The organism is Amycolatopsis sp. WAC 01375 (genome assembly GCF_003947325.1).
In the GTDB taxonomy this organism is placed as follows: domain Bacteria; phylum Actinomycetota; class Actinomycetes; order Mycobacteriales; family Pseudonocardiaceae; genus Amycolatopsis.
On record NZ_QHHW01000025.1, the window covers coordinates 97,277 to 119,686 of the forward strand.

General features: G+C 68.9%; 21 protein-coding genes. 14 read left to right on the plus strand and 7 right to left on the minus strand.

The annotated features are described in order from the left end of the window. The first annotated feature begins 3 nt into the window (after positions 1-3). The 5 genes from DL991_RS14650 (at position 4) to DL991_RS14670 (ending at position 4,356) form a co-directional block, all read left to right on the plus strand. Complete coding sequence (locus tag DL991_RS14650; RefSeq protein WP_125784853.1) at positions 4-777, plus strand: ABC transporter substrate-binding protein; 774 nt, start codon at positions 4-6, stop codon at positions 775-777. A gap of 8 nt (positions 778-785) precedes the next feature. After that, positions 786-1,568, plus strand: a complete 783-nt coding sequence (locus DL991_RS14655) for an ABC transporter substrate-binding protein (RefSeq protein WP_125784854.1) — start codon at positions 786-788, stop codon at positions 1,566-1,568. Further along, complete coding sequence (locus DL991_RS14660) at positions 1,569-2,327, plus strand: amino acid ABC transporter permease (RefSeq protein ID WP_125784855.1); 759 nt, start codon at positions 1,569-1,571, stop codon at positions 2,325-2,327. Beyond that, positions 2,324-3,064: an amino acid ABC transporter ATP-binding protein gene (locus DL991_RS14665; RefSeq protein WP_125784856.1), complete on the plus strand. Its 741-nt coding sequence runs from the start codon at positions 2,324-2,326 to the stop codon at positions 3,062-3,064. The genes DL991_RS14660 and DL991_RS14665 overlap by 4 nt, the downstream gene beginning before the upstream one ends. Before the next feature lie 404 nt (positions 3,065-3,468). Next, positions 3,469-4,356: an MOSC domain-containing protein gene (locus DL991_RS14670; protein WP_199753949.1), complete on the plus strand. Its 888-nt coding sequence runs from the start codon at positions 3,469-3,471 to the stop codon at positions 4,354-4,356. Here the strand turns inward: DL991_RS14670 and DL991_RS14675 are convergent. Then, positions 4,239-5,045 carry an S-adenosyl-l-methionine hydroxide adenosyltransferase family protein gene (locus DL991_RS14675; protein ID WP_125784857.1) on the minus strand — a complete coding sequence of 269 codons (807 nt, stop codon included), beginning with the start codon at positions 5,043-5,045 and terminating at the stop codon, positions 4,239-4,241. The two genes, DL991_RS14670 and DL991_RS14675, sit on opposite strands and share 118 nt — an antisense overlap. Positions 5,046-5,080: 35 nt before the next feature. Here DL991_RS14675 and DL991_RS14680 point away from each other — a divergent pair, with 35 nt between their 5' ends. The 4 genes from DL991_RS14680 to DL991_RS14695 all read left to right on the plus strand — a co-directional run bounded on the left by DL991_RS14680 (position 5,081) and on the right by DL991_RS14695 (position 8,667). Beyond that, positions 5,081-5,962, plus strand: coding sequence for a phosphoribosylaminoimidazolesuccinocarboxamide synthase (locus DL991_RS14680; RefSeq protein ID WP_125784858.1), 882 nt, complete (start codon positions 5,081-5,083; stop codon positions 5,960-5,962). Positions 5,963-6,012: 50 nt separating this feature from the next. Further along, positions 6,013-6,729: a DUF2334 domain-containing protein gene (locus DL991_RS14685; protein WP_199753950.1), complete on the plus strand. Its 717-nt coding sequence runs from the start codon at positions 6,013-6,015 to the stop codon at positions 6,727-6,729. Further along, on the plus strand, positions 6,726-7,457 hold the full coding sequence (locus DL991_RS14690) for a TetR/AcrR family transcriptional regulator (RefSeq protein ID WP_125784859.1): 732 nt from the start codon (positions 6,726-6,728) through the stop codon (positions 7,455-7,457). The genes DL991_RS14685 and DL991_RS14690 overlap by 4 nt, the downstream gene beginning before the upstream one ends. Positions 7,458-7,527: 70 nt before the next feature. Then, on the plus strand, positions 7,528-8,667 hold the full coding sequence (locus DL991_RS14695) for a DUF418 domain-containing protein (RefSeq protein WP_125784860.1): 1,140 nt from the start codon (positions 7,528-7,530) through the stop codon (positions 8,665-8,667). Here the strand turns inward: DL991_RS14695 and DL991_RS14700 are convergent. Together DL991_RS14700 and DL991_RS14705 are read right to left on the minus strand one after the other, a co-directional pair. Continuing rightward, a complete protein-coding gene (locus DL991_RS14700) occupies positions 8,664-9,299 on the minus strand; it encodes an MBL fold metallo-hydrolase (RefSeq protein ID WP_125784861.1) in 636 nt (211 codons plus the stop codon). The genes DL991_RS14695 and DL991_RS14700 overlap by 4 nt on opposite strands. Before the next feature lie 33 nt (positions 9,300-9,332). Continuing rightward, a complete protein-coding gene (locus tag DL991_RS14705) occupies positions 9,333-10,277 on the minus strand; it encodes a DUF5937 family protein (protein WP_125784862.1) in 945 nt (314 codons plus the stop codon). Positions 10,278-10,338: 61 nt separating this feature from the next. Between DL991_RS14705 and DL991_RS14710 the strand changes: the two genes are divergently transcribed. Next, the gene (locus tag DL991_RS14710) at positions 10,339-11,481 is read left to right on the plus strand and encodes an MFS transporter (protein WP_125784863.1); all 1,143 of its coding nucleotides are present in this window, start codon (positions 10,339-10,341) and stop codon (positions 11,479-11,481) included. A gap of 33 nt (positions 11,482-11,514) precedes the next feature. After that, positions 11,515-13,017, plus strand: a complete 1,503-nt coding sequence (locus DL991_RS14715) for an aldehyde dehydrogenase family protein (RefSeq protein ID WP_125784864.1) — start codon at positions 11,515-11,517, stop codon at positions 13,015-13,017. 102 nt (positions 13,018-13,119) lie between these two features. Here the strand turns inward: DL991_RS14715 and DL991_RS14720 are convergent, their stop codons facing one another. Both DL991_RS14720 and DL991_RS14725 read right to left on the minus strand, forming a co-directional pair. Further along, a complete protein-coding gene (locus tag DL991_RS14720; protein WP_125784865.1) occupies positions 13,120-14,700 on the minus strand; it encodes a GMC family oxidoreductase in 1,581 nt (526 codons plus the stop codon). Positions 14,701-14,805: 105 nt separating this feature from the next. Further along, the gene (locus DL991_RS14725) at positions 14,806-15,594 is read right to left on the minus strand and encodes a hypothetical protein (RefSeq protein ID WP_125784866.1); all 789 of its coding nucleotides are present in this window, start codon (positions 15,592-15,594) and stop codon (positions 14,806-14,808) included. Between the two features lie 66 nt (positions 15,595-15,660). Here DL991_RS14725 and purS point away from each other — a divergent pair, with 66 nt between their 5' ends. Then, complete coding sequence (gene purS / locus DL991_RS14730; RefSeq protein ID WP_125784867.1) at positions 15,661-15,900, plus strand: phosphoribosylformylglycinamidine synthase subunit PurS; 240 nt, start codon at positions 15,661-15,663, stop codon at positions 15,898-15,900. Next, complete coding sequence (gene purQ / locus DL991_RS14735; protein ID WP_007032539.1) at positions 15,897-16,574, plus strand: phosphoribosylformylglycinamidine synthase subunit PurQ; 678 nt, start codon at positions 15,897-15,899, stop codon at positions 16,572-16,574. The genes purS and purQ overlap by 4 nt, the downstream gene beginning before the upstream one ends. A 63-nt stretch (positions 16,575-16,637) precedes the next feature. On the opposite strand, the gene DL991_RS14740 is transcribed toward purQ, so the two are convergent. Both DL991_RS14740 and DL991_RS14745 read right to left on the minus strand, forming a co-directional pair. Beyond that, on the minus strand, positions 16,638-18,365 hold the full coding sequence (locus DL991_RS14740) for an ABC transporter ATP-binding protein (RefSeq protein ID WP_125784868.1): 1,728 nt from the start codon (positions 18,363-18,365) through the stop codon (positions 16,638-16,640). Further along, positions 18,362-19,987, minus strand: a complete 1,626-nt coding sequence (locus DL991_RS14745) for an ABC transporter ATP-binding protein (RefSeq protein WP_125784869.1) — start codon at positions 19,985-19,987, stop codon at positions 18,362-18,364. The genes DL991_RS14740 and DL991_RS14745 overlap by 4 nt, the downstream gene beginning before the upstream one ends. A gap of 71 nt (positions 19,988-20,058) precedes the next feature. Between DL991_RS14745 and purL the strand changes: the two genes are divergently transcribed. Continuing rightward, positions 20,059-22,389, plus strand: a complete 2,331-nt coding sequence (gene purL, locus DL991_RS14750) for a phosphoribosylformylglycinamidine synthase subunit PurL (protein WP_370306301.1) — start codon at positions 20,059-20,061, stop codon at positions 22,387-22,389. Positions 22,390-22,410: the final 21 nt, after the last annotated feature.

Here is a 22,410-nt window from a genome sequence, read left to right on the forward strand (position 1 = left end):
ACCATGAAGAAAGCCTTCCTCACCACGCTGGCCGCCGGCCTCGTCGCCGTGCTCGCCGCCTGCGGTGGCGGCGAGTCCGCCACCGAGAAGACCCTGCGCGTCGGGACGCTGAGCGACGCGCCGCCGAACATCTACGTCGAGAACGGCAACTACACCGGCTTCGACAACGAGTTGCTCAAGGCCATCGCCGCCAAGCAGAACCTGAAGCTCGAGTTCGCCTCGACCGACTTCTCGTCGCTGCTGGGCCAGGTCGCGAACAACCAGTTCGACATCGGCAGCTCGGCCATCGCGCAGACCGACGAGCGCAAGAAGAACGTCGACTTCTCCAGCCCGTACAACTTCGAAGTGATGAGTATCCAGACCAAGGACGGCTCGCCGATCACCGACGAGAAGGCCTTGTCCGGCAAGCGGGTCGCGGTCATCCAGGCGACCGTCGGCGACAAGTGGCTGACCTCGACCGTGCCGGACGCGCAGGCCGTGCGCTTCCCCGGGTACGCCCCGGCGCTGGCCGCGCTCAAGAGCGGTGCCGTCGACGCCTACGTCCTCGACCAGGCGATCGCCGAGACGAACGTCAAGGACAGCGCCGACGTGAAGCTCAAGATCGTCAAGTCCTTCACCACCGACGTGCCCCACGGCTTCGCGGTGAAGAAGGGCAACGCGGAGCTGCTCACCAAGATCAACGAGGGCCTGAAGCAGGTCATCGCCGACGGCACCTGGGTCAAACTGCACGAGAAGTTCCTGCCGACGGCCCCGGTCCCGGATCAGTTCAAGGCGTGAGGATCACGATGAAGAAGTCACTCGCCGCCGTCGTCGGTGCAGCCCTTGTGGCGGTGCTGGCGGCGTGCGGCGGCGGCGAGAACGCGAGCGGCAACACGCTGCGCGTCGGCACCCTCAGCGACTCGAAACCCAACGCCTATCAGGAAAACGGCGTGTTCACCGGCTTCGACAACGAGCTGCTGAAGGCCATCGCCGCGCACCAGAACCTGAAGCTCGAGTTCGTCTCCACGGAATTCTCGGCCCTGCTGAGCCAGGTCGCGAACGGCAAGTTCGACATCGGCAGTTCCGGTATCTCGCAGACCGACGAACGCCGTAGGACGGTCGACTTCTCGGCGCCGTACAACTACCAGTCACTCGGCATCGAGACCCGCGAGGGCGTCGGCATCACCGACGAGAACTCGTTGGCGGGCAAGCGGATCGGTGTCGTCCAGGGCACGGTGTCGGACAGCTGGCTGGCGGCCAACGCGCCCGCCGCGCAGGCCGTGCGGTTCCCGCAGGACGCCGCGACACTGGCCGCGCTCAAATCGGGCGCGATCGACGGCGCGATCTTCGACCAGGCGACCGCCGAGGACTACGCGGCGAAGAACCCGGACTCGAAGCTCAAGGTGGTCAAGGCGATCACCACGACCATCCCGCACGGATTCGCCGTGAAGAAGGGCAACACCGAACTCGCGGGCAAGATCAACGCGGGTCTCAAGGCGGTCATCGCCGACGGGACATGGGAAAGGGTGCACCGGCGGTTCGAACCGAACGCGCCGGTGCCCGTGGAATTCAAGGCCGGGCAGAAGTAAGTGGACGATTTCCTCAACACCTTCCTGAATTGGGAGTACATCTGGGAGGTCTTCCCGGACCTCCTCGGGACCGGCCTGCTGAACACGCTGATCATGTCGGTGTTCTCGGCGCTGATCGGCACCGTGCTCGGCATGGTGCTGGCCACGATGGGCCTGTCCAGCAAGGTGTGGCTGCGCTGGCCCGCCCGGGTGTACACCGACATCTTCCGCGGCCTGCCCGCGATCCTGACCATCCTGGTGATCGGGCAGGGCGGCGGGATCCTCATCCCGTCGATGGCGAGGAACACCTACCCGCTCGGCATTCTGGCGCTCAGCCTGATCGCGGCCGCCTACATCGGCGAGATCTTCCGCGCCGGCATCCAGAGTGTCGAAAAAGGACAGATGGAGGCCAGCCGCGCGCTGGGCATGAGCTACACCAAGGCGATGACGCTCGTCGTCATCCCGCAGGGCGTGCGGCGGGTGCTGCCCGCGCTGGTGAACCAGTTCATCGCGCTGATCAAGGACTCCAGCCTGGTGTACTTCCTCGGCTTCCTCGCCGAGCAGCGTGACCTGTTCCGGATCGGGCAGGACCTCGCGGCCAACACCGGGAACCTGTCGCCGTTGGTCGCGGCCGGGTTCTTCTACCTGGTGATCACCGTGCCGCTGACGCATCTGGTCAACTACATCGACAAGAAGCTGCGCACCGGCAGGAAGATCCGCGTCGACGACGACGGCGGCGAACTGGGCCTCCTGAACAGCGGAAAGGTGCCGATGTCATGACGACCGCCGTACGTTCTTCGAGCGTCGAACTCCGCGACATCCATGTCTCCTTCGGCACCCTCGAAGTGTTGAAGGGGGTGAATCTCAAGGTCGAGAAGGGCCGCACGACCTGCGTCATCGGGCCGTCCGGTTCCGGCAAATCGACCCTGCTGCGCTGTGTGAACCGGCTACAAGAGCCGGATTCGGGCGACCTGCTGCTGGGCGGCGAGAGCGTCATCTCGTCCGATCCGGACGCGCTGCGCCAGCGGGTCGGGATGGTGTTCCAGCACTTCAACCTGTTCGGGCATCGCAGCGTGCTGGACAACATCACCCTGCCGCTGCGCAGCGTCCGCAAACTCGGCAAGGCGGAGGCCGCGGAGATCGCGCACGCCCGGCTCGCCGAGGTCGGCCTCGCCGACAAGGCGCCGTACCGGCCGAGCGCGCTCTCGGGCGGGCAGCAGCAGCGGGTCGCGATCGCGCGTGCGCTCGCCATGGAGCCCGAGGTCATGCTGTTCGACGAGGCGACCAGCGCGCTGGACCCGGAGCTGGTCAAGGGCGTCCTCACCCTGATGGCGGGGCTTGCCGAGCGCGGCCTGACGCTGCTCGTGGTCACCCACGAGATGGGGTTCGCGCGCGGCGTCGCCGACGAGGTCGCGTTCATGGACGACGGGAAGATCGTCGAACAGGGGGCTCCGGAGGCAATCTTCGACGCTCCGCGTAGCGAGCGGCTTCAGAGGTTCCTGTCGCAGGTGCTGTGAACCGGTTGGGGTCGGCCGTGGCGATCGGGTTAGAGCCAAGAGTGCCTTAGGTATCTACGTGGGTTCCGGCTGCGGTTGATCCCCCAGCACGGACTCGGTGACCGCCACGTTCGCCCCACAAGCACCAGCAGTCACAACAGTTGCGCGCGAAGGCCCTCCCTGAGTACCTGAAGGCCTCCAGTCAGGCGCTCACGTGAGTTTTCGCGGTCGTGGGGATGTCGTGAAGGGCCCCTTTGAGACGTTGAAGGTCTCAAAGGGGCCCTTCACGACATAAGGGCTCGACGGCGGCCCCATCGGAAGCACTGAAGCAGCAGCCCGCTCATCCTCGCCACTCACGACCACCTGTACCGAAGCCGCGAACCGTCGCTTACCACTCACGAGGTCTGACTCGCTAACCTGCGGTCATGGCGAGAGTGGCGAAGCTGGTCTATTACCCCGTCAAGGGCTGCGCGGGGACGTCGGTGAAAACGGCCGACGTCACCCCGGCGGGCCTCAGGTTCGACCGTGCCTGGATGGTCGTGTCGGCCGACGGCGAGTTCCGTAGCCAGCGGAAGCAGCCGGTGATGGCCTCGATCCGGGCCGAGGTGACCGGCGACGGCGCCCGTCTGCGGCTCGCCGCTCCCGGCGTCGAAGATCTCCTGGTCGAGACGGTCGCCGACGGCCCGCGGCATTCCGCGGCGACGTTCACCTGGCAGGGCAAGGGCGTCCACCAAGGTGACGAGGCCGCCGAGTGGTTCTCCGACGTCCTCGGCCTGCCGTCGGTGCTCGTCGGGCTCACGCCGGAGCACGAGCGCGTCACCAACGGCGAGATCCCCGGCACCGCGGCCTTCGCCGACGCGCACGCGATCCTGCTCACCTCCGAGTCCTCTTTGGACGGTCTGAACGAGCGGATCGCGTCACGCGGAGCCGAAGCCGTGCCGATGGACCGATTCCGGCCCAACATCGTCGTCGCGGGCTGGCCGGAGGCGCACCGCGAGGACGACGTCCGCTCGCTCGCCGCCGGCGGCCTCGAACTCGGGTACGCCAAGGTCTGCGTCCGCTGCACGGTGCCGATGGTCGACCAGGACACCGGAAAGAAGGCCGGTCCCGAGCCGATCCGTTCGCTCGCCGACTACCGCCGCGAACCGGAGGGCGGCGTCTCGTTCGGGATCAAGATGGCGGTGACCGGGCCGGGTCAGGTGTCCGTCGGCGACGAGGTGATCGTGCACTCCTGGGCGGGCCCCAGCCCGAGCACGGCCGACGCCGAGCCGCCGTTCACGGCGACCGCGAGCCGTCCCGCGGAATCGGTGTAGAGCACGTTCCGGCCCGGCGGCACCGTGCCGAAGGTGTCGCCGATCAGCGCTTTCACCAGGACGTGTTCGCTGCTGACCGAGACCGTGCCGGACAGCCCGGCCAGTTCGAGGTCGGCGGGGCTCGCGGCCAGCTGGACGTTGCCGAAGTGGTCGACCGTGAGCACCTCGGTCACCAGTTTGCCGGGGAACACCGCGACGAACGGGTCCGGCAGCCGCACGAGGTCGTCGACGCGCGGCCCGAACTCCTCCGGAGCGACCCCGAGCGCGAGATGCGCCACCGCGGGGGCGAAGACATCGCGACCGTGGAACGTCGACGAAGTCACCGGAAGGCGGTAATCCGGTGCCGCTAGTTCGTACGCGGCTATCACCCCGCTGAGTGTTTCGGCGGCGGGAATGAGGAGCCCGTTGTCCGGGCCGACGAGCATTCCGCGTTCAGTGACCACCACGACGCCGCGCCGCGCCGTGCCGACGCCGGGATCCACGACGGCGAGATGGACGGACTCCGGCAGGTACGGCACGGTCTGGGCGAGTACCTCGGCGCCGGTCCTGACCTGCTGCGGAGGGATCCCGTGGCTCACGTCGATCACCCGGACGGACGGCGCGATCCGCGCGATCACCCCGTGGCACGCGGCCACGAAACCGTCGCACAGTCCGTAGTCGGTCGTGAACGAAACGCAGTGGATCGGCATGATCAGCCATCATCCTTGATCGCTAGGGTGCAGCCGTGACGACGCTCGAATACCCGAAGATCGCCGCCGGCAAGATCCGTGAGCTCTACGCCGTCGATGACGAGCATCTGCTGCTCGTCACTTCGGACCGGATCTCCGCCTACGACGTCGTCTTCGACACGCCCATCCCGGACAAAGGGCGAGTGCTCACCGCGATGAGCGTGTTCTGGTTCTCCCTGCTCTCCGATGTCCTCCCCAACCACCTGGTCTCCTACGAAGACGAACGCATCCCCGCCGAGGTCCGCGGCCGCGCGCTGCTGGTGCGGCGGCTGGCGATGCTGCCGTTCGAAGCCGTCGCCCGCGGTTATCTCACCGGTACCGGTCTCGCCGATTATCGCGCGCGCGGCACGGTTTGCGGCGTCGAACTTCCTCCTGGCCTGACCGATTCCTCCCGGCTCCCCGAACCCATCTTCACCCCCGCGACCAAGGCCGACCGCGGCTCGCACGACGAGAACATCGCCTTCTCCGACGTGGTCGGGCAGCTCGGCCGCGAGCGGGCCGAGGAAGTCCGGGAGGCGACGTTGGCGGTGTATCGCCGGGGCGCGGAGTTCGCCGCCGAACGCGGCATCCTGCTCGCGGACACGAAGCTCGAATTCGGCATCGACCGTGAGGGGAACCTCGTGCTCGCCGACGAGGTCCTGACCCCGGATTCGTCGCGTTACTGGCCTGCCGGCGGCTACGCGCCGGACAGCCCGCAGCCTTCGTTCGACAAGCAGCCGCTGCGGGACTGGCTCACCAGTCCGGCGTCCGGCTGGCACCGCCGGGACAGACCGGGGTCACCACCCTTGCCCGAGGACATCGTCGCCGCCACGCGGGCGAGGTACATCGAGTCGTACGAACGCATCACCGGCCGGTCGCTGCAGGATTGGCCCGCCTGACCGGCCGCGTTCATCCCGTTGTCAGTCCGCCGCAAGCCCGGGCTGGCGCAATGGGGACCGTGGACGCACGTTTGCTGGTTTCCCTGTCCGGCGTGACCACCCGGACGTTGCACCGCTGTGCCGACCTCGCGGCCGAGCTCGACCGGCGCAAGGTCCCGATGTCCGTGCTCTACGCCGCCAGGACCGGCGAGGGCCCTGTAACCGAGTGGATCCGGACGCGCCGCGAGAACGGCGACTCCGTCCTCCTGCACGGTTACGACCACCGGATCCCACCCACCCATCGCGCCGTCCACCTGGGCAAACGCGCCGAGTTCGCGGCTCTTCCCGCGCATGAGGCGCGGCTGCGGCTGATCGCGGCGAAGGCGGCGCTCGACGCCAACGGCATGGCCGTCGACGGATTCGCGCCGCCGCGCTGGATCGCGTCGGAGGGCACCCTGCAGGCCCTTCGTGAGCACGGGTTCCGGCTGTGCGCGGATCTGGTCTCGGTGCGGGATCTGGTGTCCGGCCAGGTCCAGCGAGCCAGGGTGCAGGAGTTCGGCGGGCCGTCGCACCGGACGGAGACCGTCCGGTGTTTCGCGCTGGTGCTGGCCGCCGCGAGGGCCGCGCGCCGCGGCGGGCTGGTGCGGCTCGGCATCGACGCGGCGGACCTCGCCCGGCCGGGGCTGCGGCAGGCGTTCCTCGACGCGGTCGACGTCTCGCTGGAGAACCGCGCTTTCGGAACCACCTACGGCTCGCTCTCGCGAACGCGGGTTAAATTGTCGGGATGACCGACCAGGGTGACGCACCGGCGACGCTGTTGCGGCTCTGGCGGCGAGCGGAGCGCCCGACGCGCGGCAGGCCGTCGGTGCTCGACATCGACGGTGTCGTGGCGGCCGCGGTGGCCCTCGCCGATCGCGAAGGCGTCGTGAATGTGACGCTGGCGAGTGTGGCGAAGGACCTGGGCGTCACGAAGATGTCGCTGTACCGCCACATCGGTTCGAAGGCGGAGCTGCTGGAGCTGATGGCCGACTTCGCCATCGGCGATCCGCCGCCGGTGGAGCCCACCGGCGATTGGCGGGCGGAGCTGACCACGTTGGCCGAGGCCAACCGCGATGTCCTGATGAAGCACCCGTGGCTGGTCGAGCTGCCGCTTTCCGGTCCGCCGGCGGGCCCGCACGCGGTCGCCTGGATGGACGCGATCCTGCGCACGCTGCGCGACACCGGTCTCGACTGGGGCACCAAAGGCGGAATCCTGGTGCTGGTCGGCGGGTACGTCCGCCTCGCGTGCGCGCAGGCCATCCAGCTCGCCGAGGGCAGGAAGGACAGTGGATTGAGCCAGGATCAGGCCGAGCAGGCCTACGGTAGGGGCCTCGCCGAGCTGATCGACCCCGGGCGTTTCCCCGACGCCGCGGGCTTCCTGACCTCGGGACTCGGTGGCTCCGAACAGAACTCCGACTTCGACTTCGGTCTCGACGTCGTCCTCAACGGCATCGCCGCGCTCGTCGACGCCGGCTGACAAGCGCCCCTCCCATCATTAGTATCCGACGGACATTAATTAGTGTACGTTGGATACTAAAGGGGGATCCATGACATCGATACCGACGAGCGAGCGCGTGCTCGCACCGGACCTGGCCAGGGGATTCGCGCTCCTGCTCGTCGCGCTGGCGCATACCGCGAGCGTCTTCCTCGGCAACACGCCGGGCGTCGACCAGACGCCGCAGGGCCTGGAACGGCCGTACTTCGTGGCGCTGTTCGTGCTCGTCCACGCGTGCGCGCTGCCGTTGTTCGGCATGATGCTCGGCTACGGGATCGTGCAGTTCGCCGATCGGCAGGAGGCGCTGGGGCAGCCGTGGCCGCGGACGCGCGGAGTACTGCTCCGCCGTCACGCGTGGCTGCTGGTGTTCGGCGCTGTCGACGGGGTGCTGTTGTTCTCCGGCGACGTGCTCGGCGCGTACGGTGTGATCGGCATGGTGTTCACCCTGCTGCTTTTGAGGCGTGGCAAGGGTTTCTATCGGCTTCCGGTGCTGTACCTGTGCTTCGGCCTCTGCTACCTCGCGGTGCTGATGTACCTGGTGATCAGCGGGAACACTGGCGGCGCGGCGGCGTTCCCCTCCGTCGAGGACCCGTCCTTCCTGGCGCCGACGTACGGCGACGCCGTGCGCGAGCGGCTCACGGAATGGCCGATGACCACGGCGATCCTGCTGTCGTCGATCCTCTTCGTCTGGGTGGGCGCTTGGGCCGCGAAGAAGCGCGTCTTGGAGGAACCGAATCGAAGGCTTCTCCTCTTCGGCCTGTTCGGCGGCTTCGGTGTCGCGATCGCGGGCGCGTTGCCGATGGGGCTCTTCGCCGGCGACTACCTCGGCATGGACGAGGAAACCGCCGGGCTCGCCAAGCTGATGTACGAGGGCGCGGGCCTGTTCGGCGCGATCGGCTACATCAGCCTGTTCGGTCTCATCGGCATGGCCGTCGGGAAGAAACGCCGCGGCGTCGTGGTCACCGCGATCTCCGCCCTCGGCCAGCGCACGCTGAGCGCGTACCTGTTCCAGTCGGTGGCGTGGCTGATCCTCGCGCCGCCGTTCATGCTGGGGCTGGGCGGTGAGACGTTCGTGGCGGCCGCCTGCGGGCTCGGCGTGTGGCTGCTGACGGTCGTCGTCGCGTACCTGATGCACCGGCGGTCGTATCGGGGACCGGCGGAGATCCTGGTGCGGAAACTGGCTTACCGCTAGAGCTTCACCGGCTCCCCGACATCCAGCACCTTCACCTCGGTGCCTTCCGGGGCGAGGTTGGTGAACAGGCCGTAGTGCATCTGCGGCCGCGCCAGGACGGCTTCGTGGATCGGGACGGCGAGGCGCGGCGACACCGCACGCAGGTAGTCGACCGCCTCGCCTGCCTTGAGCCACGGGGCACCGGTGGGCAGGCCGAGGACGTCGATCTTCTGTTCCGGCACGAAGAACGAGTCGCCGGGGTGGTAGAACGCGCCGTGGTCGACGAGGTAGCCGACGTTCGGGATCACCGGGATCTCCTCGTGGATCACCGCGTGCCGGCCGCCGACGACGTTGACGGCGCTGGAACCGATTTCGAAGGCGTCGCCGGGGTTCGCGATCTGGAACTCGGCGCCGAGCTTCCCCACCGCCTCGGCGGAACCGGGGTCGACGATCAGCCGCACGCCGGGATTCGCCGCCAGCAGCGCGGGCAGCCTGTCCACGTCGAGGTGGTCGAAATGCTGGTGGGTGATCAGGATGGCGTCGAGCTCACGCTCGCCTTCGAAGCCCGCCGAGAAGGTGCCGGGGTCGATCAGGATCCGCGCGCCCTCGGTCTCCAGAAGGGTGCAAGCGTGTCCAAAATGGACAATACGCATCAGGGTTCTCCTTCGCGGTCGGTCATTTCCAGCCTATGCCCGGATCAGGGCGTCGCCAAGTTCGGTGCGCAGGTAGCGCACTTCGCGGCCGCGCCGCCGCGTGTCGAGCAGGCCCGCCGCGCGCATCGCGGTCAGATGCTGAGAGACCGTCGGCGCGGAGAAGCCCAGCCTGCGCGCCAGTTCGGTGGTGCTCGCGGGTTCGTTGAGCGTCGTCAGCAAGGCGGCCTTCGTCCGGCCGAGCACTCCCGCGAGCGCGTCGGGCGGGCGTTCGGGATCCGACCAGAGTTCGGCCACCCCGCGCGCCGGGTACAGCAGCGAAGGCTGCCACGGCTCCATCGTGATCACCCCGACCGAAGGCCACGCGAAGACGCCGGGGATCAGCAGCAATCCGCGTCGGTCGAGGTGGACGCGGCCGCGTTCCTTCATCTCGATCACCAGGACGTCGTCGACGAGCCGCACGCGCGGGTGGATGTCTTCGCATACCAGTGCGATCCCGCCGGCGGCCAGTCGTCGCGAGCGCTCCTCGATGTCGGCGACGAGGAAGCGGCGCATCCGTGGCCAGTGCGGCTCGACCAGCTCGGTCCAGGCGATCTCCATCTGGCAGGCCAGTAGATCCCTTGCCTCGCCGGGATCTTCGGGCAGGCCGCTCAGGTCCGCGTCTACTTTGGACAGTTCGTGCGCGACCTGCTCCGGTGGCGTGCGGCGGATTTCGGCCAGCTGGGCGGACGCGGTGGTCTCCGGCCCGCTCGGCGGCGGGCTGAGGAAGTCGGTGATGTAGTGCCGCGCGCTCATCACCTTCGCGAAGCCGTCGATGGGCAGGTCCGGCAGTTTCGCGGCGGCCTCGCGCAGCCATGGCAGATGACTGGGATGCCCGCGCCGTCCGAGCAGCGTCTGCATCGCGCCCATGGTCTCGTCGAGCGGGGAGATGCCGAAGCGGACGCGGTTGGCGCTCTCGGCGGTCAGGATCAGCTCGATCATCGGATTAGGCTATGCCCTAATCAATGGTCGGCACCAGACTGTGTTCGGCAGTGTTCGTGGCATGACGTTGCTGCGTAATTCCGGGTATTGGCGCTGGTCGGCGGGGGTGCAGCTGAACCGGCTGCCCGGCATGATGGCGCCACTGGCCTTCACGGTGCTGACCACCGCGACGACCGGTTCGTACCGGCTCGGCGGGATCATGATGGCCGTTTTCGTCGCCGCCGAGATGGTCGGCGCCGTGCCGACGGGACGGCTGCTCGACCGCGTCGGCCCCGCGCGCGGTCTCGTCGTGCTGCTTCCGCTGGTCGCCGCGGGACTGTTCCTGCTGGCCGCGGTCGCTTCCGCCGGAGCCCCGGACTGGGTGCTGCTCGCGCTGGCGATCCCGCCGGGGCTGGTCGCGGGCGGGTTGAACGGCGGTTTCCGGACACTGCTCGCCGCGACGGTGACCGACGAGGAACTGCCCAGGGCGGTTTCGGTGGACGCGATGATCCTCGAAGGGGTCATCGTCGGCGGACCGCTGCTGGTGGCGCTCCTGGCGACGTCCGGTCCGGTCGTCCCGATTCTCGCGATGGCCGTCGTCGCGCTGCTCGCGGCGTTGCTCGTACCTCGGCGAAACGCCCCTAGGGCTCCACAAAGGACAGTCGAGCGCCAGTCGATCCCGGTCGCCGCTTGTGTGCCCTGGCTGGCGGGATTGTTCACCGTCGGGCTCCTGCTGTCGACCATCGAGGTCGGCCTGCTGCCGCTCGTCCAGCGTCTCGGCGCACCCGACTCGGCGACGGCGATCGTCATCGTGGTGCTGTGCGGCGCCAGCCTCGGCGGGAGCGCGCTCTACGCGGCGCTGGGGAAGGCCGGCGATCCGCGGCTGTTCCTTGCCGGTTTCGTGCTCGGCGGGATCGTGGTTTCGGCGGGCTTCGGCTGGGCCGGGCTGCTCGGCGGGGTCGCGCTGATCGGGCTCTGCACCGGTCCGCTGATGGCCGTCTCGTCGGTCAATCTGCAGAAGCTGCTGCCGGAACGCCGCCGGTCGGAGGGGTTCTCGCTGGCCTTCACCGTGCAGGCGTCGGGCTTCGGGCTGGGCTCGCTGGCGATCGGGGTGCTGCCGGTCTGGCTGGCCCCGCTCCTCGGTGTCCTTGCGGCCCTCGTCTCCTGTGCGATGCTGGTGGCACGCCCCAGGCGAGCTATTGGCACGCCGTCAGTAACGTCGTAGCCTGGGCTTTGAGCCGAGACACGGGAGAAGTCGATGACCGCAGTCCAGCCGAAGCCGACCGCGCACAGCGTGGGGGAGACCTTCGATTCCCTCAGCCCGGCGACCGACGAGGTCGTGGGCACCTACCCGGTGCACACCAGGGAGGACGTCCGCGCCGCCATCGCCCGCGCGAAGGACGCCGCCGAATGGTGGGCCGGGCTCGGCTTCGACGGCCGCGCCGAACGCCTGCGCCGCTGGAAGGGCGTCATCACCCGCAGGCTGCCGCAGCTGTGCCAGGTCGTGCGCGACGAGACCGGGAAGCCGATCGCCGACGCCCAGCTGGAGAGCGTCCTCGCCATCGAGCACATCGCGTGGGCGGGCAAGCACGCGCGCAAGATCCTCGGCAAGCAGCGCCGCGCGGCCGGGCTGATGATGTCGAACCAGGCGGCGACGGTCGAATACCAGCCGCTCGGCGTCGTGGGCGTGATCGGCCCCTGGAACTACCCGGTGTTCACACCGCTCGGCTCCATCGCCTACGCCCTCGCCGCCGGCAACGCCGTCGTCTTCAAGCCGAGCGAGTACACACCCGGCGTCGGGAAATGGCTGGTCGACGCCTTCAACGAGGTCGTCCCGGAATGGCCGGTGCTGCAGCTGATCACCGGCTTCGGCGAGACCGGCGCATCGCTCGTCAGCGGAGGCGTCGACAAGATCGCCTTCACCGGTTCGACCGGCACGGGCAAGAAGATCATGGCCGCGGCCGCCGAGACGCTGACCCCGGTGATCATCGAGGCGGGCGGCAAGGACGCGGTCCTGGTCGACGCGGACGCCGACCTCGAGGCCGCCGCCGACGCGACCGTCTGGGGCGCGTTCTCCAACTCGGGCCAGACCTGCATCGGTGTCGAGCGCGTGTACGTCCACGAACGCGTGCACGACGAGTTCGTCGCGAAGGTCGTCGAGAAGTCGAAGGACGTGCGGGCCGGTTCGGACGCGGCCGCGCAGTACGGCCCGGTGACGATGCCTTCGCAGCTCGCGGTGATCAAACGCCACATCGCGGACGCCATCGAACGTGGCGGCAAGGCGCTGGTCGGCGGCGTCGACGCGGTCGGCGACCGCTACGTGCAGCCGACGGTGCTCGTCGACGTGCCGGAGGACTCCTCGGCGGTCAAGGAGGAGACGTTCGGCCCGACCGTCACCATCGCCAAGGTCCGCGACATGGACGAGGCCGTCGAGAAGGCCAACGACACGAAGTACGGCCTCGGTTCGACGGTGTTCTCGAAGTCGCGCGGCCTGGAACTGGCCGCCCGCCTGCGCACCGGCATGACGTCGATCAACGCGCCGCTTTCCTTCGCCGGTATCGCTTCGCTGCCCTTCGGCGGCGTCGGCGACTCGGGCTTCGGCCGGATCCACGGCCCGGAAGGCCTGCGCGAATTCGCCCGGCCGAAGGCCGTCGCGCGGCAGCGCTTCACCGCGCCGATCGTGCTGACCTCGTTCTCCCGCAAGGAAAAGACCGACGCGCTGGTGGCGAAGCTGATCACGGTGCTGCACGGGAAACGCTGACCTGCCGCCTGTCAACCCCCTCGTGCTAGGAACGGTCCTTTCCTTGCGAAATTTGCAAGGAAAGGACCGTTCCTAGCATTTACGGAGGCGTGAAAGGGAACGTCACGAACCCCGGATGAGGTCCGCGGCCTTCTCCGCCACCATGATCGTCGGCGCGTTCGTGTTCCCGCGCGGCACCACGGGCATCACCGACGCGTCCACCACTCGCAGCCCGTCCACCCCGCGCACCTTCAGCGACGGGTCGACGACGGCGTTCTCGCCCGTTCCCATCGAGCAGGTCCCGACAGGGTGGTACAGCGTCTGCGTCTTCTCGCGCACGTAGTCGGCCAGTTCGCTGTCGGTCAGGTCGTGGCGCTCCGGCAGGAACGGCTTGTCCAGGTACCGCGCGAGCGGACCGGACTTCCCGATCTCCACCAGCGCCCGCATCCCGGCCAGCATCTTCTCCATGTCCACGGACTCGGCGTAGTAAGCCGGATCGATTTCGGGCTTCCACAGGGGATTCGACGACTTCAACCGCAGCCGCCCTCGGCTCGCGACGTCCACCAGGGTCGCCGCCGACGTGAAGCCGGGTACCGTCGGCTCGCGCATTCCGTTGTCGTAGAACAACGTCGGCGCGACGTGGATCTGCATGTCCGGCGGTGAGACGCCGTCCGCCGCGGGGAAGAAGGCGCCCGCCTCGCCGATGTTCGAGGCCAGCGGCCCGCGTTTGGTGAGCTGGTAGCGCACCAGTCCGCCCGGCGTCGCCGCGTCCACCAGGTCGGTGGTGCCGCGGGTCGACCAGATGATCCCGCAGGCGGGGTGGTCGTGCAGGTTTTCGCCGACACCGGGAAGCGCGGCCACGACGTCGATCCCGTGTTCCCGCAGGTGTTCCGCCGGGCCGACCCCGGAGAGCATCAGCAGCTGCGGCGAGTTCACCGCGCCGCCGCTCAGCAGGACTTCGGCCGACGCGCGCGCCGTCGTCTCGACACCTTCGTCCAAATAGGACACACCGATGGCGCGGGTACCTTCGAACACCACGCGCGTGGCTTGGGCGTTGGTCCGCACGGTGAGGTTCGGACGCGACAACGCGGGCCGCAGGTACGCGTCGGCCGTCGACCAGCGGCGGCCCTTCTTGCAGGTCACCTGGTAGACGCCGGCGCCTTCCTGCGACTCGCCGTTGAAGTCGTCGGTGCGCTTGAGGCCCCAGGCGACCGCGGAATCCACCCAGGCGTGGGACAGCTCGTGGGTGAAGCGGCGGTCCTCGACATGCAGCGGCCCGTCGGTCCCGTGCAGCGGTCCGCCGAGCCGCTGGTTGCCTTCCGCCCGTTTGAAGTACGGCAGGACGTCGTCGAAACCCCAGCCCTCGGCGCCGTGTCCGTCACGCCAGCCGTCGTAGTCCGCGCGGTTGCCGCGGATGTAGATCATCGCGTTGATCGAGGAACAGCCGCCGAGCGTCTTCCCGCGCGGCCAGTACAGGGTCTTGCCGGTGTGCTTCTGCTCGACCGTCTCGTAGTTCCAGTCCCACTTCGTCTTGAACAGACCGGGGAACGCCGCGGGGATGTGGATTTCGTCCGCGTCGTCCTCGCCACCCGCTTCGAGCAGCAGCACCCGCGCTGACGGATCCTCACTCAGCCGGTTCGCCAGCACGCATCCCGCGCTGCCCGCGCCGACGATGACGTAGTCGAAGGAGTCCTGATCGGCCACGGTGCCTCCTGCTGCTGCTCACCCGGTGTTGGCGTGCTGCCAATGGGCTCATCTTCGCCCAGCGACGCGCTCCGAGCATCCCCCAGTCGAAGGACTGATGCGAGCTCAGTCGGAGTCGGGTGAAAAAGAAGCCACGCAGGGCCCGCCTTCGGCACTGTCGTCGGTCTCGATCCGCCCGGGCCGCCGGACGCCGTCGACCTCGCCCGCGAGATGCAGGATCGTCTGCTCGGCCGTGGTCAGCAGGTCGGCCTTCCCGACGGTGTACCTGGCCTCGCCGTGGATGATCTGCTGCACGCCGTCGCGGGTCGTGTCGGGCACCTTCTCGCACAGCACGGACAACGCCGCCGGGATGTCACGCGTGTTGATCGCGTCGACGAACTTGTTACCCGCCTCTTCCCCGGTCTTGACGTCGGGCCGCGGCGACGGCTTCGTCTCGATGCCCGGCAGCGGCTCGGGCTCGCCGCCGACCTTGGCGTCACGCACGCACCAGCCGCCCTCGCCGGGGATCATCGCGATCCCGACGGTCTGACCCGCGGCGGTGAACGCGGCCGAGTACTCCTGCGCCGCACGCTGGTGCGCGGGCGTGCTCAACTGTGCGCCGTCCGAGACGGCCATGGTCTGCTCGAAGGTGTAGGACCGCTTCGAGCGGATCGAGCACCAGAGCTGACTGACACGGTCTTCGGCGACGCCGTTCACGAACGACTGGCTCAGCTGCTCCGGCGTCGCGCGCGAGGTGGTGTCCGCCTTGGCCTTGAAGAACCCCGGCGAGACGAAGCCGGTGAACGCGACACCGCCCGCGATCAGGACGAAGACCAGCACGAGAGTGATCCAAAGCCAGGCCTTCGACTTCTTCGGCGGCGGGTTGTACCCGTACTGCGGTTGCCCGTAGGTCATGCGGCAACCGTAGTGAAGTAGGCTCGGGCGGTACCCACGACCTGCGTGAATAAGGAGCAGCCTGCCGTGGCCCGAGTCGTTGTCGACGTCATGCCCAAGCCCGAAATCCTCGACCCGCAGGGGCAGGCCGCGCTCGGCGCCGCCGGTCGTCTCGGCTTCACCGGGATCACCGAGATCCGTCAGGGCAAGCACTTCGAGATCGAGGTCGACGACTCCGTCGACGACGCGACGCTCGAAAAGATCGCCGAAGGATTCCTCGCGAACCCGGTCATCGAGCAGTGGACCATCAAGCGGGTGGACGCGTGAGCGCCCGCATCGGGGTCATCACCTTCCCCGGCACGCTCGACGACGGTGACGCCGCCCGCGCCGTCCGCTACGCCGACGCCGAGGCCGTGCCCCTGTGGCACGCGGACGAGGACCTGAAGGGCGTCGACGCCGTCGTCGTCCCCGGTGGTTTCTCGTACGGCGACTACCTGCGTGCCGGCGTCATCGCCCGCTTCGCACCGGTGATGTCTTCGGTGATCGAGGCCGCCCACAAGGGCATGCCGGTGCTGGGCATCTGCAACGGCTTCCAGATCCTGTGCGAGGCCGGGCTGCTGCCGGGCGCGATGATCCGCAACGCGGGCCTGCACTTCATCTGCCGTGACCAGTGGCTGCGCGTCGAGAACAACGACACCGCGTGGACCACCCGGTACGACAAGGACGCCGAGATCCTCATCCCGATGAAGAACATCGACGGCTGCTTCGTCGCCGAGCAGGCCACGCTCGACGAGCTGGAGGGTGAGGGCCGCGTGGTGTTCCGCTACGTCGGCGGCAACCCGAACGGCTCGCGCAACGACATCGCCGGCATCCGCAGCGAGAACGGCCGCGTCGTCGGGCTCATGCCGCATCCGGAGCACGCCATCGACGCCCTCACCGGGCCTTCCGACGACGGGCTCGGCATGTTCTACAGCGCGGTGGACGCGCTCGTCTCCGCCTGACCCGCGTGCAATGAAAGGCCCCTTCATTGCAAAATTTGCAATGAAGGGGCCTTTCATTGCACTTCAGGAGGCCGCGGCCACCAAAGCCGAGTAAGGCCCACCGGCGGCAAGCAGCTCCGCGTGCGAACCCAGCTCGGTCACCCGGCCGCCCTCGATGACCGCGACCCGGTCCGCCGCGGCCGCCGTGTGCAGCCGGTGCGCGATCGCGATCACCGTGCGCCCTTCGAGCACCGCGCTCAGCGACCGTTCCAGCTCCCGCGCCGAACCCGTGTCCAGCAGCGACGTCGCCTCGTCCAGCACCAGCGTGTGCGGGTCGGCCAGCACCACCCGCGCCAGCGCCAGCTGCTGCGCCAGCGCCGCCGGGACGGCGACCGCCCCGGCCCCGACCTTCGTGTCGAGCCCGTCCGGCAGGCTCGCCACCCAGTCCGAAGCCCCGACCGAGGCCAGCGCGGCCAGCAGCCGGTCGTCGGACCAGTCCCCGGCGGGCAGCGTGAGATTGTCCCGCAGCGTCCCCGCGAACACGTGCTGCTCCTGGGTCAGCAGCAGGACCTCGCCGCGCAGGACGTCGTCCGGCAGCGTCGACACCTCGGCGCCGCCGATCCGCACGGACCCCGAGGTCGGCGCCGACATCCCGGCCAGCAGCCGTCCCAGGGTCGACTTGCCCGCACCGGACGGCCCGACGATCGCCAGCCGTTCACCGGCGGGCACCCGCAGGTCGATCCCGTGCAGTACTTCGCGGTCCGCGTTGTAGCCGAAGCGCACGTCGCGCACCTCGATGTCCTGGCCGCGCGGAGCCTCCGAAGCCGTCTCCGAAGACGGAGCGGGCCGCACACCAAGCAGCCGCCGCAGCGAAGCCCCGGCGACCTGCATGTCCGCGAGCCAGAACAGCGCCTCGTTCAGCGGACCGGTCATGACCTGCGAGTACAGCAGCATCGCGGTGATCGTGCCGAGTCCTTCCCAGCCGTTCGAGTAGGCGAGCAGGCCCAGCCCGAGCATCACCGGCACCGGCAGCACGTAGCTGATCTCCAGCGACGGGATCCACCGCATCTGCAGCGCCCGGATCTTGCGCTCGCCCAGCATCGACGCGCCGAGCCCGTCGTGCCCGGCGCTGATGCGGCGGCCGGTCAGGTTCAGCGCCTCGGCCGTCCGCGCGCCCTCCGCGGTCTCGTGCGTGGTGGACTGGAGCTCGGACCACTTGTCCAGCATCCGCCGCATCACGTCGGGGATCCGCCGCTGGTACCAGATGTTGACCGGCACCAGCAGCGGCAGCGCGACCAGCAGGCCCAGCGCCAGGAACGGCGACGTGAGCACCATCGCCGTCACGGTGAACACCACCGTGACGGCGGCGATCAGGATTTCCGGCGCGCCGAACCGCACCGCGTGGTCGATGCGGCTGACGTCGGTGGTCGCCCGGCTGAGCAGGTCGCCGGTGCCCGCCGCCTCGACCGTCCCGAGCGGCAGGTTCAGCGCGTTGCCGACGAACTCCTCGCGGTTGCGCGCGAGGATCCGCTCGCCGAACACCCGCGCGCGGAGCCTGGCCAGCCCCTTGAACCAGGCCTGTGCGCCCAGCACCACCACGAACGCGACCGCGAGCCAGGTGATCGTGGTGGTCGTCGTGCCTCCGACGACCTCGTCCACCAGCACGCCCAGCAGCCGCGGCCCGGCCAGCCCGATCGCGGTCGCGACGCAGAACAGGCCGAGCATCACGGAGAACTCGCGTTTGTTGTCCCGCGCGGTCTCCTTGATCCACCGTCTGACGTCTTTCTTGTCTGCCAACGGCAGCTTCTTCATGCCGGTACTTTCGTACTCACGACCACATCGGCCACATGTGTCCACAGTGGACTCTGACTGAACACGACGGTGGTCTTGCCGCGCCGCAGCTTCGCGACGCGTTCGGTTATGCGGGCTTCGGTGTGCGCGTCGACGGCCGAGGTCGGCTCGTCGAGCAGCAGGACGTCGGCGTCGGTCGCCAGCGCGCGGGCCAGGTTCAGCCGCTGCCGCTGGCCACCGGAAACCTCACGTCCGCGTTCGCCGATCACTTCGTCGACGCCGTTGGGCAGCGCGTCCACGATGTCGTCGGCGTCCGCCGCGTACAGCGCTTCGGTGATCTCGACCTCGCCGGGCTCGGTGGGGGCGACCTGTTCGCGCAGCACTCCGGAGAACCAGATGTCCTGGTTGTGCGCGAACACGACCCGCCGCCGCAGCTCACCGAGGGCGACCCGATCCACCGGAACCCCGCCGACGAGGGCAGGTTCACTCGGATCGGTGAACCGCGCCATCCGTGAAGCCACCGCTTCGGCATCGGCTCCGACGTCGATGACGGTCAGCTTCCCGGCCTCGGCCTTGATCCCGGTCGTCTCGTCGTACAGGTCCAGCGGGCCTTCCGGCAGCGGGACCGGGTGCTCCGGCTCGGCGAGCGTGCGTTCGGTGGAAAGCAGTTTGCACACCTTCCGCGCCGAAACCAGCGCGGCGCTCAGCACGCCCGCGAACTCGGTCGCCGTCGTCACCGGGATCACCAGGAACACCGAGACGCCGTAGAACGTGATCAGTTCGCCGACGCCGATGGTGCCGTTGATCGCCAGCTGCGCGCCCAGCCAGGTGATGACCACCGTGACCAGTCCCGGCAGCGCGACCTCGGCGCCCGCGAGCCACGCTTCGCTGCGTCCGACCTGGACACCGGCCGCCCGCACCCGCTGGCTGGAGCGGCGGAAGCGGTCGAGGAACTGCTTCTCGCCGCCGACGCCGCGAAGGATCCGCAGGCCGGAGACGATGTCCGCGGCCAGCGCGTTGACGTCGGTCTTCTCCTCGCGCTGCTTCGTCTGGCGCTTCTCCAGCGGCTTCAGCAGTGGACCGATGCCGACCACCGCCAGCGGGACGCCGACCAGCGCGACCACGCCGAGCAGCGGGGACGTCGACAACAGCGCCGTGGCGCACACGATGAACGCGATCAGCGAGCCGAAGGCCCGCCCGAGCACCTCGAAGGAATCACCGATCGGGTTGATGTCGCTGGTGGTGATCGCGACCACGTCACCCGTGGTGGTCGTGTCGCGCAGGTTCGCGCCCAGCTTCGCCGCGTGTTCGGTGGCGAGCCGCTGCGTCACCCCGGCGCCGTGGATCCAGCAGCCGTAGGAGGCGAAGTGCTGCACCGTGCCCGCGAGCGTCTGCGCGATCCCGAGCCCGGCGGCCGCGAGGCCCCACAACCAGACGGAATCGCCGTCGCCGCGGCCGATCGCGTCGATGCCCCGCCCGATCGCGACCGGCAACAGGGCGATCGGCAGCGACCACAGCGCACCGCTGATCGCCGAGACGGCGAGCAGCCCCGGGCGCGCGAGCATCATCCTGACGAGGTACCGCCAAGCGGTCGGCTTGGCGGGCAGGCGTAGTCGCGGAAGGGGATATGTGGCGGAAAGCACGATTGTCGACGTTAAGCGGATCGCCGTCGCGGGCGCGACCGATTTATGTGCAGGCGACCGCGAGCCGCCCTATGCGCTCGCCTACTCTTAAGGCCGTGGCGAACCCTGAGGTTGACACCGTGACCAGCACCGTTGACACCACTCAACGCGCCGAGGCGACCCCCGAACTGACCCAGCCGTACGTCGAGCTCGGCCTCGCCGACGACGAGTACGCCCGGATCAGGGAGATCCTCGGCCGCCGTCCGACCGACGCCGAACTGGCGATGTATTCGGTGATGTGGAGCGAGCACTGCTCGTACAAGTCCTCGAAGAAGCACCTTCGCTACTTCGGTGAGACCGCCACTCCCGAAATGAAGGAGAAGATGCTCGCCGGCATCGGCGAGAACGCGGGCGTCGTCGACATCGGCGAGGGCTGGGCGGTCACCTTCAAGGTCGAGAGCCACAACCACCCGTCCTACGTCGAGCCGTACCAGGGTGCCGCGACCGGCGTCGGCGGCATCGTGCGCGACATCATGGCGATGGGCGCGCGCCCGCTCGCGGTGGCGGACGCGCTGCGCTTCGGCCCGGCGGACGCCCCCGACACCCGCCGTGTGCTGCCCGGCGTGGTCGCCGGCGTCGGCGGCTACGGCAACTGCCTCGGCCTGCCGAACATCGGCGGCGAGCTGGTGTTCGACCAGAGCTACGCGGGAAATCCGCTGGTCAACGCCCTGTGTGTCGGCGCGATGCGCGTCGAGGACCTGCACCTGGCGTTCGCCTCGGGCAAGGGCAACAAGATCATCCTGTTCGGCGCGCGCACCGGCCTCGACGGCATCGGCGGCGTGTCCGTGCTCGCCAGCGACACCTTCTCGGGTGACGAAAGCTCGGGCGGCCGCAAGAAGCTGCCGAGCGTCCAGGTCGGCGACCCGTTCACCGAGAAGGTGCTCATCGAGTGCTGCCTCGAACTGTTCGCCCAGAAGCTCGTCGTCGGCATCCAGGACCTCGGTGGCGCCGGGCTTTCCTGCGCGACGTCGGAGCTGGCGGCCGCCGGTGACGGCGGCATGCACATCTACCTCGACCGGGTTCCGTTGCGCGCCACCGGGATGACCCCGGCGGAGGTGCTGTCCAGCGAGTCGCAGGAGCGCATGTGCGCGGTCGTCTCGCCGGAGAACGTCGAGGCGTTCATGAAGGTCTGCGAGAAGTGGGACGTCATCGCCACCGACATCGGCGAGGTCACCGACGGCGAGCACCTGGTCATCACCTGGAACGACGAGGTCGTCGTCGACGTCCCGGCGCACACCGTGGCGCACCAGGGCCCGGTGTACGACCGCCCGATCCAGCGTCCGTCCACACAGGACGCTTTGCAGGCCGACACCTCGGCGAAGCTGCCGCGTCCGTCCACTGCGGACGAACTGCGCGCCGACATCCTCAAGCTGATCTCGTCGCCGAACCAGGCGTCGAAGGAATGGGTGACCTCCCAGTACGACCGCTACGTGCGCGGCAACACCGTGTCCGCGCAGCCGTCGGACTCCGGCGTCATCCGGATCGACGAGTCGACCGGCCGCGGGGTCGCCGTCTCGACCGACTGCAACAGCAAGTTCGTCTACCTCGACCCGTACGAGGGCGCGAAGCTCGCGCTGGCCGAGGCGTACCGCAACGTCGCCACCAGTGGCGCGAAGCCGGTCGCGGTGTCGGACTGCCTGAACTTCGGCGCGCCGACCGACCCGGGTGTGATGTGGCAGTTCGAGCAGGCCGTGCACGGTCTCGCCGACGGCTGCGTCGAACTCGGCATCCCGGTCACCGGCGGCAACGTCAGCTTCTTCAACCAGACCGGTGACGTCGCCATCCTGCCGACCCCGGTGGTCGGCGTGCTCGGCGTGATCGACGACGTCACCCGCCGCATCCCGACCGGGATCGGCGCCGAGGCCGGGGAAACCCTGCTGCTGCTCGGCGAAACGCACGACGAGCTGGACGGTTCCGCCTGGGCGCGCGAACTGCACGGCCACCTCGGCGGCCGCCCGCCTCGCGTGGACCTGGCCCGCGAGAAGCTGCTCGCCGACATCCTCATCGCCGGTTCCCGCGATGGCATGATCTCGGCCGCGCACGACATCTCCGACGGCGGCCTGATCCAGACCATCGTCGAGACCGTCCTCATCGGACAGTGCGGTGCCCGGGTCTTCCTCGACTCGGAGCAGGACCCGTTCGTGCAGCTGTTCTCCGAATCCGCGGGCCGGGTGCTGGTCGCCGTGCCGCGCACAGAGGAACTGCGGTTCACCGAGATGCTCACCGCGCGTGGCCTGCCGTGGCGCAAGACCGGCGTGGTGGACCCGGAATCGGGCTCGCTCGAACTCCAGGACATCACGGAGTTCACGCTGGACGAGCTTCGGGAGACCTGGGAGAAGACGTTGCCGGCGCTGTTCGACTGAAGCTGAAGTGGCCGTTCGGTA